12 protein-coding genes are annotated in these 14,025 nt (G+C 73.8%); 5 read left to right on the forward strand and 7 right to left on the reverse strand.

Annotated elements, in window-relative coordinates; all coding sequences use genetic code 11:
- The first annotated feature begins 15 nt into the window (after positions 1-15).
- On the forward strand, positions 16-717 hold the full coding sequence (locus tag ACIRO3_RS11680; RefSeq protein WP_404135079.1) for a DUF998 domain-containing protein: 702 nt from the start codon (positions 16-18) through the stop codon (positions 715-717).
- A complete protein-coding gene (locus ACIRO3_RS11685) occupies positions 714-1,772 on the forward strand; it encodes an alpha/beta fold hydrolase (protein ID WP_404135082.1) in 1,059 nt (352 codons plus the stop codon). The genes ACIRO3_RS11680 and ACIRO3_RS11685 overlap by 4 nt, the downstream gene beginning before the upstream one ends.
- Positions 1,773-1,887: 115 nt before the next feature.
- Here ACIRO3_RS11685 and ACIRO3_RS11690 read toward each other — a convergent pair whose 3' ends face one another.
- The 5 genes from ACIRO3_RS11690 to ACIRO3_RS11710 all read right to left on the reverse strand — a co-directional run bounded on the left by ACIRO3_RS11690 (position 1,888) and on the right by ACIRO3_RS11710 (position 5,006).
- Entirely contained in the window at positions 1,888-2,298 is a 411-nt protein-coding gene (locus ACIRO3_RS11690; protein WP_053682920.1) for a VOC family protein, read from the reverse strand.
- A gap of 10 nt (positions 2,299-2,308) precedes the next feature.
- On the reverse strand, positions 2,309-2,749 hold the full coding sequence (locus ACIRO3_RS11695) for a helix-turn-helix transcriptional regulator (protein WP_361785789.1): 441 nt from the start codon (positions 2,747-2,749) through the stop codon (positions 2,309-2,311).
- 413 nt (positions 2,750-3,162) lie between these two features.
- On the reverse strand, positions 3,163-3,873 hold the full coding sequence (locus ACIRO3_RS11700; RefSeq protein WP_404135087.1) for a DUF305 domain-containing protein: 711 nt from the start codon (positions 3,871-3,873) through the stop codon (positions 3,163-3,165).
- Positions 3,870-4,523 (reverse strand): DUF3105 domain-containing protein, encoded by a 654-nt coding sequence (locus tag ACIRO3_RS11705; RefSeq protein ID WP_361785792.1) that lies wholly within the window; start codon positions 4,521-4,523, stop codon positions 3,870-3,872. Before ACIRO3_RS11705 ends, ACIRO3_RS11700 begins: the two co-directional genes overlap by 4 nt.
- A 243-nt stretch (positions 4,524-4,766) precedes the next feature.
- Positions 4,767-5,006 carry a hypothetical protein gene (locus ACIRO3_RS11710; protein WP_404135090.1) on the reverse strand — a complete coding sequence of 80 codons (240 nt, stop codon included), beginning with the start codon at positions 5,004-5,006 and terminating at the stop codon, positions 4,767-4,769.
- 335 nt (positions 5,007-5,341) lie between these two features.
- On the opposite strand from ACIRO3_RS11710, the gene glnA reads away from it, so the two are divergent.
- Complete coding sequence (gene glnA, locus ACIRO3_RS11715; protein ID WP_053682889.1) at positions 5,342-6,703, forward strand: type I glutamate--ammonia ligase; 1,362 nt, start codon at positions 5,342-5,344, stop codon at positions 6,701-6,703.
- Between the two features lie 272 nt (positions 6,704-6,975).
- Positions 6,976-7,572 carry a histone deacetylase gene (locus tag ACIRO3_RS11720; RefSeq protein WP_361785838.1) on the forward strand — a complete coding sequence of 199 codons (597 nt, stop codon included), beginning with the start codon at positions 6,976-6,978 and terminating at the stop codon, positions 7,570-7,572.
- 216 nt (positions 7,573-7,788) lie between these two features.
- On the opposite strand, the gene ACIRO3_RS11725 is transcribed toward ACIRO3_RS11720, so the two are convergent.
- Positions 7,789-9,858 (reverse strand): PIG-L family deacetylase, encoded by a 2,070-nt coding sequence (locus tag ACIRO3_RS11725; protein ID WP_366001024.1) that lies wholly within the window; start codon positions 9,856-9,858, stop codon positions 7,789-7,791.
- A gap of 394 nt (positions 9,859-10,252) precedes the next feature.
- On the opposite strand from ACIRO3_RS11725, the gene ACIRO3_RS11730 reads away from it, so the two are divergent.
- Positions 10,253-13,240 (forward strand): bifunctional [glutamine synthetase] adenylyltransferase/[glutamine synthetase]-adenylyl-L-tyrosine phosphorylase, encoded by a 2,988-nt coding sequence (locus tag ACIRO3_RS11730; protein WP_366001025.1) that lies wholly within the window; start codon positions 10,253-10,255, stop codon positions 13,238-13,240.
- 65 nt (positions 13,241-13,305) lie between these two features.
- Here ACIRO3_RS11730 and ACIRO3_RS11735 read toward each other — a convergent pair whose 3' ends face one another.
- Complete coding sequence (locus tag ACIRO3_RS11735) at positions 13,306-13,929, reverse strand: TetR/AcrR family transcriptional regulator (RefSeq protein ID WP_404135096.1); 624 nt, start codon at positions 13,927-13,929, stop codon at positions 13,306-13,308.
- Positions 13,930-14,025 lie beyond the last annotated feature (96 nt).

The following is a 14,025-nucleotide window of genomic DNA, read 5'->3' on the forward strand; positions in this document are numbered from 1 at the left end:
AGGATCAGTCGCACCATGTCCAGACAAGACCCGTCCGCGCGGAACGCCCTGCCGGTCGCCGTCCTCATCGGACTCGGCGCCACCGCCTACACCGCGTGGGTGCTCGAAGTCGTGCTCTCGACCGGGCTCAACCCCATCGAGACGTACGTCAGCGAACTCGCCGCACAGGACCAGCCACTCGGCGGCCTCTTCCGCGCCACCGACTTCACCGCCGGCCTGCTCGTCTTCGCCGGCGGCCTGCTCGCCCTCCTGCGCCTCGCGCGGTACGCCGACTCCCGCCGGCCCTGGGCCGTCATCGGCTGGGCCGGCGTCACCCTCTTCGGCGCGGCCACCGCCGCCGACGCCTGGCTGCCGCTGAGCTGCCGACCCACCGTGGACCCCGAATGCGCCGCCCGGGAGACCGCCGGACTGGTACCGGCCACCCACCAGGCCCACGCCGTCAGCAGCAGCCTCGCCATGACCGGCGCCCTCGTCGGGATCGTGGCCCTGACCTTCGCCGCCCGCCGCTACGGCCGGCTCGCGCCGCTCGGCCGCCACGGGCCCGTCCTCGTCGCGCTGGAACTGCTCGCCACCGCCTGGACCATGACCGCCATCGCCCTGTTCACCGCCGGCCGCGGCACGTGGGCGCTCGGAGCCGGCCAGCGGCTCCAGGTGCTGATCGTCGCGCTCTGGCTCGGACTGCTGGCGTACTCCGTGCACAGGGAGCGCCGTACATGAGCACGCCCACCCCGTCCACGAGCCCGTCCGCCCCGTCGAGGGGCCCGGCCGTCCCGCCCACGACGGCGCGCGCGGCCCCGGGCGGGCTGTTCGTCCGCCCGGCCGGCGGTGACGGCGTCGTCCTGCACGCCGTCGTCGAGGGCAGCGGTCCCGTCGTCGTGCTCAGTGCCGGGCTGGCCATGGCCTGGTTCGACTGGGATCCCGTCGCGGAACTGCTCGCCGCCGCGGGTCGGACCGTCGTCACCTTCGACCGCCCCGGACACGGACTGAGCGGCCCGGCCGTCGCACCGGCCACCGCCGCCGGGGAGGCTCACCGGATCGCCGGGCTGCTGGACGCGCTGGGCCCGCGCCTCGCCGGGGCCGGGGTGGGTGCCGGGGCCGGGTTCGGTGCCGGGTTCGGTGCTTCGGGCGCCGGCGGCCCGCGTCCCGGGGGCGGGCCGGTCACCGTCGTCGGGCACTCCATCGCCGGGTTCCACGTCGAGGCGTTCGCCCGCCTGTGCCCCGAGCGGACCGCCGCCGTGGTCCTCGTCGACGCCAGTGTGGAGGAGGACCCCCGTACGGTCCTGCCCGCCGCGCTGCGGCACGGCGCCGCCCGTGCGCTCGGCCGCGCCGTGACCGCCGTCGGACTGCCGGCCGCGCTCGGCCCGGCCGCCCGGCGCGCCGTCGTGCGGGCATCGCGGGTCGGCGGGGGCGACCCGGCCGCGCGGGACCTCGTACGCCGCTGCTACCGCACGGGCCGGGTCTGGCGCGGAGCCCTGTGGGAGAACGCCGGGTACCTCGACGCGGCCGCGGAGGTGCTCGCGCTGGGGGAGACCCACCCGCTGACCGCGCCCGCCACCGTGCTCGCCGGGCGCGACGGAACGGACGGGCGCGGGGCCCTGCGGTGGCTCGACCGGCAGGCGGGCCTGGCCGACCGGCTCGGGGCCCGCCTCGACGTCGCGGAACCCGCCGGGCACCTGGTCATGATGGATCGCCCGCACCAGGTGGCGCGGGCGATCCTCGACGCGGCCGACCCGGACCGGCGGGCGGCCCGGGCCCCCTCCGGCGACTCCTGAACGGGGGAGGGCCCGGGACCGGCCGTCGGGGCTACGCCTTGGGGGCTACGCCTCCGGGGGTCAAGCCTCCGGGGTTGCGTCTTCGGGGCTGAGCCTGCGGGGTTACGCCTTGGGGCTATGCCTTGGGCGCCTGCGAGATCCGCACCATGTTCCCCGAGGGGTCCCGGAAGGCGCAGTCGCGCGGACCCCAGGGCTGGTCGATGGGCTCCTGGAGCACCTCGGCGCCGGACGCCCGCAGCTTCTCGAACGTCGCGTCGAGGTCCCCGGCACGAAAGACGGTCATCGGCAGGAGCCCCTTGGTGAGCAGCTCCTGGAGGGCGTCGCCGTCGGCCTGCGAGCGGCCCGCGTGCGGCTCCGACAGCACGATTTCCAGGTCCGGCTGGTCGTCGCTGCCGAGGGTGACCCAGCGGAACCCGCCCGAGGCGACGTCGTTGCGCGACTTCAGGCCGAGGGCGTCGCGGTAGAACGCGAGCGCCTCGTCCACGTCGTTGACGGTGATGTGGCAGTACTGGAGTGAGATGGTCATGCGACCCACGCTAGGGCGCCGGGTCGCGGACCGCTTCTCCGTTCCTGCTCGGCAGGTCCCGGGTCGGCCTGGTCGTCAGTTTGGCCAGGCACGCGGGCATCGCCGCGACCGCCGAGTGCTCCCGGGCGCGGTACGCGCTCGGGGTCTCGCCCACCAGCTCGGTGAACCGCGAACTGAACGAGCCGAGCGAGGTACAGCCGACCTCCATGCACGCGTCCGTGACGCTCGCGCCCGCCCGCAGCAGCGCCATCGCGCGCTCGATGCGGCGGGTCATCAGGTAGCTGTACGGCGTCTCGCCGTAGGCCGCGCGGAACCGTCGGGAGAAGTGCGCCGGCGACATGAGCGCGTGGCGGGCCATCGTCGGCACGTCGAGGGGGCGCGCGTACTCCCGGTCGATCAGGTCCCGTGCCCGGCGCAGGTGCGCGAGGTTGGCGAGATCCTGGGGGTCCATGAGACGGACAGTACACCGGCCCTCCGGGGCCCGTCGGCCCGTCCCTGGACCGCGAGGACGGGGCGGGGGCTCGGGGGGAGGTGCGTGCCGGAGGGGGTCCGGCGCCGGGCCGGCAACGGGCGCCCGGGGCTGTCGGCCGGCGCCCGGGTCCACCGGGCCGGCGTAGACCCGCTCGGTCCACGTCGCGATCTGCTCGTCGGAGAGGTGCTTTGCCAGATCGGCCTCGCTGATCATGCCGACCAGCTTCCCGGTGCACGTGTGCACGTGTGTGCACGTGGTACGTGGTGCACGGGGTGTACGGGGTGGACGGGGTGGACGGGGTGTACGGGGTGTACGCGGTGCGACTCCGCGGAGCGCGGAGCACGCCCGCAGGGGTGAGAGGTCGCCTCCCACCACCGTACGAGCGTGTCCCGTCAGCCGCGCGGCGCGGCCCCGCGCCGCTTCAACATGTCCGCCATCAGCGTGAGCTCCGACTGCTGCGCCGCGACCATGCCCTCGGCCAGCTTCCGCTCCGCCGGGGTCTCGCACAGGGTGGCGCAGCCCCGGGCCATGGCGACCCCGCCCTTGTGGTGATCGGTCATCAGCTGGAGGTACAGCACCTCCGCGTCGCGGCCCTCGACCGCCCCGAGCCTCGTCAGCTCCTCCTTGGTGGCCATGCCCGGCATCAGCGCGCCGGGCTTGGCCGCGCCCATGTCGTGGCCAGCGGTGCCCCCGTGCCCGGCGTGCCCGGCGCCCTCGCCCCCGGTGCCCATCCAGGACATCGGCGGCTCGTCGGCGAGCACCTTCGGCAGCCCCCACAGGTCCAACCAGCCCAGCATCATCCCGCGCTGGTTGGCCTGTGTGTTGGCGATGTCGTAGGCGAGGCTGCGCACCGCCTCGTCCCGGGTGCGGTCGCGGACGATGAAGGACATCTCCACCGCCTGCTGGTGGTGCACCGACATGTCCCGGGCGAAGCCGGCGTCCGGTGAGTACAGCGCCGGCGCGCGGGAGGACGTACCGCCGTCGCGGTCGCCGTCGCCGCCGTTCGCGGTGGCCACCGTCGCGCCCACCGCGAACAGCACGGCGAGGACCACGGCCGCGCCGGACACCCAGTACGTCCGGTGCGCGCCGTTCGCGCCGGTCACTTGTCGGCCAGTCCGTTGGTGCAGGCCGCGCCCGGCTCGGGGGTCTGCGGGCCCTGGACGTACTTGGTGAAGAACTGCGCCACCCGCGGGTCGTCGGCCTTCTCCACCGTCAACTGCTTGCCCCACGCGCTGAGCATGATGGCGCCGGCCTGCTCCTTGACGGGGCTCATCATCGTGTACGGGGTCTTGCCGACCTTCGCGGCGAGCGTGTCCACGTCGGCCTTGGCGGCCTTCTCGTTGTACGTCACCCAGACTGCGCCGTGCTCCAGCGAGTGGACGGCGTTCACCTGCGGCAACGGGTTGGCGTAGACGTCGCCGTCGCAGTTCGTCCAACGGGGGTGGTGGTCGCCGCCGACCGGCGGGTTCATCTCGTACTTCACGACCGTCTCGACGTGGTTGCGACCCAGCTTCTGGGCATCCCACGTCTGCTCGCCGCTGACCGGCGCCTTGCGGGCCGCGTCGGCGTCCTTCTCCTTCTGCTTCTGGCCGAGCAGCACCCATGAGCCGAAGCCCACGAGCGCGGCCACGACGGCCGTGGAGGCCGTGATCGCGATGATCTTGTTGCGCCGGTCGCGCGCCTTGTCCGCCCGACGCATCTCGGCTATGCGCGCCTGGCGGTCGTTCTGGTCCGGGGAGGTCCTGCTGGCCATGTGCCCTGGTTCCTTCTGCTGAGGGGGGTGGGGAGGTGTCCGTGGTGCCGCGCGGCGCGGCGCGGCGCTCGTGCCGCCGTGGTGCCGCGCGGCGCGGCGCGGCGCTCGTGCCGCCGTGGTGCCGCGCGGCGCGGCGCGGCGCTCGTGCCGCCGTGGTGCCGTGTGGCGCGGCGCTCGTGCCGCCGTGCTGCCGTGGTGCCGCGCGGCGCGGCGCTCGTGCCGCGTGGCACGGCGCCGGGCCCGTCAGGTCCGCAGCACCTGGAGGGCGTACAGGTCGGGGGCGCGCGCCAGCGTCCCGGGCGGGCGGACCGGCCCGGCGTACGCGAGGTCCGCGACGGCCGCGGACCCGGTCTGCGACACGGTCACGGCGGGCGGCGGGGCGGGCAGCACCGCCGGGGTCACGTGGGAGTGCGGGGCGCAGCCCGGAAGCTCGTACGGGGCCACACAGACGGCGTGCGGCGCGCCCGGCGCGTCGTGGGCCACCGGCCGGGCGTGTCCCACGCCGGCCCGCCCGCAGAGGAACACGGCGCCGCACAGCACCCCGAACGCGAGGAGCAGGACGGCACGCCGAGCGGCGGGGGCACCGTGGCCCCCGCGTTTCCCGTGCCTCCGGCCCCCCACGCAACCCCCCACGCAGCCCCCCATGGGCGCAGATGGTAATGCTCATGACCGCTCCGAGGTCAGTGCGGGGGTGCCACGAGCTTTCCGGGGTGCGTAATGTGGCGGAAACCACGGGTGGTGATACTGGACCGGCCCGACTGTGCTCCCCCCTCCGGGGGAGGTGGTGCACAGGCCGTCTGAACTGCGAGGATGAAGGCATGGACAAGCAGCAGGAATTCGTCCTCCGGACGCTTGAGGAGCGCGACATCCGCTTCGTGCGCCTGTGGTTCACCGACGTACTGGGATTCCTCAAGTCCGTCGCGGTCGCACCGGCGGAACTGGAGCAGGCCTTCGACGAGGGCATCGGCTTCGACGGCTCCGCGATCGAGGGCTTCGCCCGGGTCTACGAGTCCGACATGATCGCCAAGCCGGACCCGAGCACCTTCCAGATACTGCCGTGGCGCGCCGAGGCCCCGGGGACCGCGAGGATGTTCTGCGACATCCTCATGCCGGACGGGTCCCCGTCGTACGCCGACCCCCGCTACGTCCTCAAGCGCATCCTGAACAAGACCTCCGACCTGGGCTTCACTTTCTACACCCACCCCGAGATCGAGTTCTTCCTGCTGAAGGACAAGCCGCTGGACGGCACCCGCCCCGTCCCCGCCGACAACTCGGGCTACTTCGACCACACCCCGCAGAACGTCGGCATGGACTTCCGCCGGCAGGCCATCACCATGCTCGAATCGATGGGCATCTCCGTCGAGTTCAGCCACCACGAGGGCGCCCCCGGCCAGCAGGAGATCGACCTCCGCTACGCCGACGCGCTCTCCACGGCCGACAACATCATGACGTTCCGCCTGGTCATGAAGCAGGTCGCGCTGGAACAGGGCGTCCAGGCCACCTTCATGCCCAAGCCGTTCTCGGAGTACCCGGGCTCGGGCATGCACACCCACCTCTCGCTCTTCGAGGGCGACCGCAACGCCTTCTACGAGTCGGGCGCCGAGTACCAACTCTCCAAGGTCGGCCGCTCGTTCATCGCGGGCCTGCTGCGCCACGCGGCCGAGACCGCCGCCGTCACCAACCAGTGGGTCAACTCCTACAAGCGCATCTGGGGCGGCTCCTCCCGCACCGCCGGCTCGGGCGGCGAAGCCCCCTCGTACATCTGCTGGGGCCACAACAACCGCTCCGCCCTGATCCGCGTCCCGATGTACAAGCCGGGCAAGACGGGCTCCTCGCGCGTCGAGGTCCGCTCGATCGACTCGGGCGCCAACCCCTACCTGACGTACGCCGTGCTCCTGGCGGCCGGCCTCAAGGGCATCGAGGAGGGCTACGAACTCCCGGCGGGCGCCGACGACGACGTCTGGGCCCTCTCCGACGCCGAACGCCGCGCCATGGGCATCGAACCCCTCCCGCAGAACCTCGGCGAGGCGATCTCCCTGATGGAGCGCAGCGAACTGGTCGCGGAAACCCTGGGTGAGCACGTCTTCGACTTCTTCCTGCGCAACAAGAAGCAGGAGTGGGAGGAGTACCGCTCCGAGGTCACCGCCTTCGAACTCCGCAAGATGATGCCGGTGTTGTAGCGCGGGTCGCGCCCTGACGGGTGCGCTCCACATGTCGGGCCGACGGTCGATGACCGTCGGCCCGACGTCGTCCCGCGTGGCGGACCGCCGAGCGGCGCCCGCCGCGCGCACGCGCGCGGTCGTACCTGGACCAGCACGTGCCGAGGCCCGAGACGACCCGCCCCCGGGCTCGGGTGGGGGAGGATGGGGGCGTGACTGTGCACGCGGTGGTTCCGCTCAAGGTGGGGGCGCGTGTTCCCGGGCGGGTCTGGTACGCGTCCTACGGCTCCAACATGCACATGGACCGTCTCAGCGCCTACCTCGCCGGGGGTCGGCCGCCCGGGGCGACGCGGACCTACCCGGGCTGTCGGGACCACCGGGCCCCGGAACGGTCGATCGCCGTGGAACTCCCGGGGTGCCTGTACTTCGCGACCGAGTCCGCGGTGTGGACGGGCGGGCGGGGCTTCCACGATCCGACGGCGCCCGGCCGGATGCGGGCCCGCGCGCACCTGGTCACGGTGGGCCAACTGTCGGACATCGCGGCCCAGGAGATGTACGGGGCGCCCGGAGCCGACCTGGACCTGGCGCCGGTGTTGCGGGCCGGGCGGCACGCGGTGGGGCCGGGGCGCTACGAGACGCTGCTCTGTCCCGGCGCCGTCGAGGGGATCCCGGTCCTGACGTTCACCGCGCCCTGGGCCCTCGCCGACGTCGAGCCCGTGCCGCCGTCGGCCGCGTACCTGCGGTACCTGGCCGGCGGGCTGCTGGAGTCGGGGCCGTGGCAGGAGCGGGACATCGCCGACTACCTCGCGGCCTGTCCGGGAGCGGCCGGCCACTGGACCCCGGCCCGCGTCCTGGAACTGCTGACCCAGACGAGGGACCCCGGCCAGTGACCCCCGGCCAGTGACCCCCGGCCGGCAACCCCCGACCAGCGACCCCCAACCCCCAGCCAGTGACCCCCGGCCGGCAACCCCCGACCCCCGGCCGGCAACCCCCGACCCCCGGCCGGCAACCCCCGGCCGGGTGACTGCCGCCCGTCGACCTGGCGCCCCGACCTCGATCCCTCCGGCCCCAACCCCTCCGGCCCCGATCCGTCCCGCCCGCCCCCGTCACGGGGTCGGGGCGACCGCCGGGTGCCAGAGCGGGCGGACGATGCCGGCGGCCTCGACCGTGGTGACGTGGAGTGCGGCGTCCAGGCCCAGGACCGCCGTCGTCGAGCCGCCCGACGCGTCGACGAAGCCCGAGGGGGCGCCCGCGAAGAGCACCTTGGACTCCTTCCACGCCTGCGGCCCGCCCATAGTGGTCGTGCCGGCCGTCCCGGTGTCCGCGCGGCCCGTCAGGACCCGGCCCGCGACGCCGACCGCGCCGTAGCCGGCCCGGCCGCCCGCCTCGGTGATGGCGGACACCGTCGGCTTGCCGGGGGCCGCCGTGACCAGTGCGCTGCGCACCACGCCCGAGTCGGGGCGGCGGAAGTAGAGGCGTACGCCGTCGGCTTCGGGGGCCGCGGTGAGCGGGATCGTGGTCGGGGGGAGGTTCGTGGGGAGGGGGCCTTGGAGCGGCGCGCCCGGAGTGGGCTGGATCCACGCCAGGACGGTGCGCCTGGTCGCCGCGTACACGTGGCGGCGTCCCTGCGAGTCCACCGCCGTGACCGGCTCGCCCTGGAGGTCCTGGCCGCCCAGGCGCTGCCAGGCGGTGAAGGTGCCGGACGGCTGCTCGGTACGGGAGCGCAGGGTGTGGCGCGCGTCACGGACGTACACCGTCATGCGGCCGGCCGGATCGAAGCTCGCCAGGGGCGAACTGATCGCCGACGTGCCGGACTCGTCGTTCGTCTCGGGGGTGCCGAGCGAGCGCCAGTCCCCGAACGGGCCGCCCGGCGCGGTCTGGACGGCGTACACGATCTCGCGCCGGTAGTCCGCGGGGGCCGGGCCGAGGACGGTGCGGGTCCCGAGGACGGCGACGCGGCCGTCGGGGAGCCGGGCGGTGTTCGCTCCCGGGTCGATGCCGGTGCCGGGGAGGAGCGAGGGGCCCGTCCAGGCGCCGGCGGGGTCGCGGGTCCAGACGGCCATCCGGCCGTCCAGCGGGGCGAAGGCGTACAGCGTGCCCGGCGTGCCCTCGACCATCCAGGAGGTGGTGTCGGCGCGGGCGTAGCGCATGGACTGGGCCCAGTTGGAGCCGTAGGGGCTGCCCGCCACCTTGCGGTCGCCACAGCCCGAGGGGCTGCCGCAGTAGTTCTCCATGTCCTGCCAGGCGTACGTCTTCAGGTAGCCGACCTTGCTGTCGACCGTCTGGGGGTCGAGCACGTGCGGGAGGCTGCCGTTGAGGTATCCGAGGTAGCTCTGCACCGAGAAGTGCGGGCGGTCGCTCACCTGGCGGGCGTACGCGGTGGTGGCCGCCTGCGCGAACCGGGCGGCGTACATGTGGTCCTGGTGGTCGGTGTAGCGGCCGGTCCGCTCGTTGCGGCCCGGCGTCGGGTCCAGCGTGCGTATGGTCGTCGGCTTGTAGCGGGTGAGCACGCCGACCATCGTCTGTATGAGCTGGTCCTTGGTGTACGTGTACGCCTGCTTGACCGGGCTGCCGGAGGCCAGTTGGGGACCGAGCGCGGGTATCTTCCCGTTCCACAGGCCGTGCAGGCTGAAGGGGTTGTCGTTCGACCCGTGGCGGGCCTCGCGCATCTGGATCCAGACCAGGTTGACCCGGGGCACGGCGACGAGGACGTCGAGCTCGGCGTGGCCGCCGCCGGCGGTGGGTATGACCGTGCGCTTCCACGGGCTCGTGCGGTCCCCGGTGGCCATCTGCGCGTACGCGCCGCGTATGCCGTTCTGTCGGGCCTCGGAGTAGTGGTCGCGGTCGGCGGGCTGCGCGGGGTCCTTGGCGGCGCCGCCGAGTGCCTGGTTGCGTCCGTCGGCCTCGCCGGAGGTGAGGTAGACGGTGGTGAGCGGGGTACCGGCGAGCAGGGACCGGGAGAGGTCCGGGTTCATGAAGAACAGGTCGTCGTCGGGGTGGGCCGCTATCTGGACGACGGAACCGGTGGTGGTGCTCGTGCGGACGAGCGGGGCCTCTGCCTGGCCGGCCTCGGCGGAGGTCTGCTGGTCGGTGGCCACGGCCAGCGCGCCCGTGGCGCCGATGGTCAGCACGGGGAGCAGCGCGGCGAGGAGCAATCGGCGACGGGTCGTCCGCATCAGTCACGCCTTGGGTTCGTTCCGGGCGGAGGGAAGTCCGCCGAGCAGTCGGGTCGATCAATGAGAGGTCAACACGGCGAACTTGGTTCACCGAAGTGACCGACGTCTCATGCTTTTCGGAAGTGACCCCGCATGATTGTGCCTTGTGCGATTTTGTGGTCGTACGTCGCCCCCACCGTGTAGGGGGCATGCGGATGTGGTGGAGACCACTGATACATCCCCATGGATCGTCAGATAAACGGACAAAGCCGCCTCGTGGTGTGTGTCGCATATGTGACGCATCTGTACCGACGTGCCGCCCCCCGCGCCCCCGGTGAGCCGACCGCCCGCTCCGGCTAGGCTCGCCCCAGAGCCGGCCGGGCCACCGGCGGCGACGCACGCGGGAGGCGGCGGGATGACAGTCCCGGGACGCAGGAGCAGCACCTTCATCCGGCTGCTCCGCAGCGGGTTCACCGACCCCTCGGGCGCCGCCCGACTACTCGACGCGGACGCGCTGTCGGCCGTACGGGCCGACCCCGTGCTCCTCGACGCCCTCGGAGCCACCGCCGACCCCGACCTCGCCCTCCTCGGGCTCGTCCGGCTCGCGGAGGCGCAGAGCGCCGAGGAACTCCCCGTGCTCCTCGACACACTCGTCAGCGCCAAACCGCTGCGCGACCGACTGCTCGGCGTACTCGGCGCCTCCGAGGCCCTCGGCGACCACCTCGCCCGCCACCCGCAGGACTGGCAGGCCCTGGTCACCTACGAGGCGGCCGACCTGCACCCGGGACTCGCCGAGTTCGAGCGCGGGCTCGCCGACGCCCACGACCCCGTCCAACTGCGCGTCTCCTACCGCCGCTGCCTGCTCTCCATCGCCGCCCGCGACGTCTGCGGCACCACCGACGTCCAGCAGGTCGCCGCCGAACTCGCCGACCTCGCCACCGCCACCCTGCGCGCGGCCCTGCGCATCGCCACCGCCGCGGCCCCCGAGGACGCGGCCCGGTGTCGACTCGCCGTCATCGCGATGGGCAAGTGCGGGGGCAACGAACTCAACTACGTGTCCGACGTGGACGTGATCTTCGTCGGGGACAGTCCGAACGGCGAGGACGAGGGCCAGGCCGTCCAGGCCGCCACCCGCCTCGCCTCCCACCTGATGCGGATCTGCTCCGAGACCACCGTCGAGGGCACCATCTGGCCCGTGGACGCGAACCTCCGCCCCGAGGGCAGAAACGGTCCGCTGGTCCGCACCCTCGCCTCCCACCTCGCCTACTACCAGCGCTGGGCCAAGACCTGGGAGTTCCAGGCCCTGCTCAAGGCCCGGGCCGTCGCCGGCGACGAGACGCTCGGCGGCGAGTACATCGAAGCCATAAGCCCCCTCGTGTGGCAGGCCGCCGAACGCGAGAACTTCGTACCCGACGTCCAGAAGATGCGCCGCCGCGTCGTCGACAACATCCCCGCCGCCCAAGTCGACCGCGAACTCAAACTCGGCCCCGGCGGCCTGCGCGACGTCGAGTTCGCCGTGCAACTCCTCCAACTCGTCCACGGCCGCACCGACGCCACCCTGCACTCCGGCACCACCCTCGACGCCCTGCACGCCCTCGCCGCCGGCGGCTACGTCGGCCGGGCCGACGCCGCCCAGCTCCACGACGCGTACCGCTTCCTGCGCACCATGGAACACCGCATCCAGCTCTACCGGCTGCGCCGCACGCACCTCGTCCCCGCGGACGAGAACGACCTGCGGCGCCTGGGCCGCTCCATGGGCCTGCGCACCGAACCCGTCGCCGAACTCAACAAGGCATGGCGCCGGCACGCCTCGGTGGTCCGACGCCTGCACGAGAAGATCTTCTACCGGCCGCTCCTCGACGCCGTCGCCCAGCTCGGGCCCGGCGAGGCCCGGCTCTCCCCGCGCGCCGCCGGCCAGCGCCTCGAAGCCCTCGGCTACGCCGACCCCGCGGCCGCCCTGCGCCACCTCGAAGCCCTCGCCTCCGGAGTCAGCCGCAAGGCCGCCATCCAGCGCACCCTGCTCCCGGTCATGCTCGGCTGGTTCGCGGACTCCGCCGACCCCGACGCCGGCCTGCTGAACTTCCGCAAGGTCTCCGACGCCCTCGGCAAGACCCCCTGGTACCTGCGCCTGCTCCGCGACGAGGGCGCCGCCGCCGAGAACCTCGCCCGCGTCCTGTCCGCCGGCCGGCTCGCCCCCGACCTGCTGATGCGCGCCCCCGAGGCGGTCGCCCTCCTCGGCGACCCCGAAGGCCTCCAGCCCCGTACCCGCGAGGCCCTGGAACAGGAGGTGCTGGCCGCCGTCGGCCGCGCCGAGAACGCCGAAGCCGCCGTCGCCGCGGCGCGCGGCGTGCGCCGCCGCGAACTGTTCCGCACCACCGCCGGCGACATCATCGGCTCCTACGGCACCGAGGACAACCCGGCCGAGGAAGACCACGGGGCACTCGTCGACCGGGTCGGCTCAGCCGTCTCCGACCTCACCGCCGCCACCATCGCCGGAGCCCTGCGCGCCGCCGTGCGCGCCGAATGGGGCGACACCCTGCCCACCCGGTTCGCCGTGATCGGCGTCGGCCGCTTCGGCGGCCACGAACTCGCCTACGGCTCCGACGCCGACGTGCTCTTCGTCCACGAACCCCGCGAGGGCGTCGACGAACAGGAGGCCGCGAAGGCCGCCCAGGCCGTCGTCTCCGAAATGCGCAGACTCCTTCAGCTGCCGTCCGCCGACCCGCCCCTGCTCATCGACGCCGACCTGCGCCCCGAGGGCCGCTCCGGCCCACTGGTGCGCACCCTGCCCTCCTACGCCGCCTACTACCGCCGCTGGTCGCTGACCTGGGAGTCCCAGGCCCTGCTGCGGGCCGCGACCGTCGCCGGCGACCGGGAACTCGGCGCCCGCTTCATCGACCTGATCGACCCGCTGCGCTACCCCGTGGAGGGCCTCGGCGACGACGCCGTACGCGAGATCCGCCGGCTCAAGGCCCGCATGGAGTCCGAGCGGCTGCCGCGCGGCGCCGACCCGACCCTGCACACCAAGCTCGGTCGGGGCGGGCTCAGCGACGTCGAGTGGACCGTCCAACTGATGCAGATGCGGCACGCCTGGGCCGAACCCGGCCTGCGCACCACCCGGACCCGCGAAGCCCTCGCCGCCGCCCACGCCGCCGGGCTGATCCCCACCGAGGAGGCGCAGATCCTCGACGAGGCGTGGGTGCTCGCCACCCGGGTCCGCAACGCCGTGATGCTGGTGCGCGGCCGGGCGGGGGACACCTTCCCGTCCGAGGCGCGGGAACTGGCCGCCGTCGGCCGCTACCTCGGCTACGCCGAGGGCACGGCCGGCGACATGCTGGAGGACTACCGCCGCATCACCCGCCGGGCCCGCGCGGTGGTGGACGAACTCTTCTACGGCTCCTGACCCCGGCTGCTCCACGGCTCCCGACCCCGGCCCCGCCCGCGGCCCGCCCGGCACCGCCCCGGCCCTCAGGCGGGCGGGGTCGCCAGGAGACCTCGGGCGTACGCCAGGAACGCGGCCAGGCCCAGGTCGAAGGCGGCGTCCGCGCGCCCCGGCGCCCCGGCCGCCGCCCCGTGCACGGCCAGCGCCCCGGCCAGCAGCGGGGTCCCCGGCGTCGGTTCCCACATCGCCTCCGGGGCCGCCAGGTCCAGCGCCGAGCCCAGCACCAGGTTCTCCAGCCCGGTCAGCAGCGGCATGACCCGTTCCACCGGGAAGCCCGCCGCCAGCAGCAGCGCCACGGCCCGCTCGTACTGCGCGAGCACCATCGGCGCCCGGACCGGCGTCGTCATCAACAGCGGGATCGCCTTCGGACAGGCGGCGAAGGCGGCCCGGTAGGACCGCGCCCAGGCCTCCAGGGCCCGGTCCCAGGGGCCGCCCTCCAGCGAGCCGCCGTCGATCGCGGCGCAGACCCGCTCGCGTACCAGCTCCACCACCCCGGCCCGACCGTCCACGTGGTGATACACCGAAGCGGTCTGCACCCCCAGCGCCCGGGCGATCTGCGGAACGCTGAACTCACCCTGATCCGCCACCAGTTGCAGTGCGACCGTGCCGATCCGCTCCCGGTCGAGCATGGGGGTGCGCGGCCGTGCCATCGATTTTCTCCCGCCGTCAGGTCTTCCCGTACGCCAAAACGGGAGGCTACATTGCCGCAAACCGAAAGCCTTTAGGTTTTCCTTCCCCGTCGCCCG

The sequence above is a fragment of the Streptomyces sp. NPDC102278 genome, from assembly GCF_044766345.1.
In the GTDB taxonomy this organism is placed as follows: Bacteria; Actinomycetota; Actinomycetes; order Streptomycetales; family Streptomycetaceae; genus Streptomyces.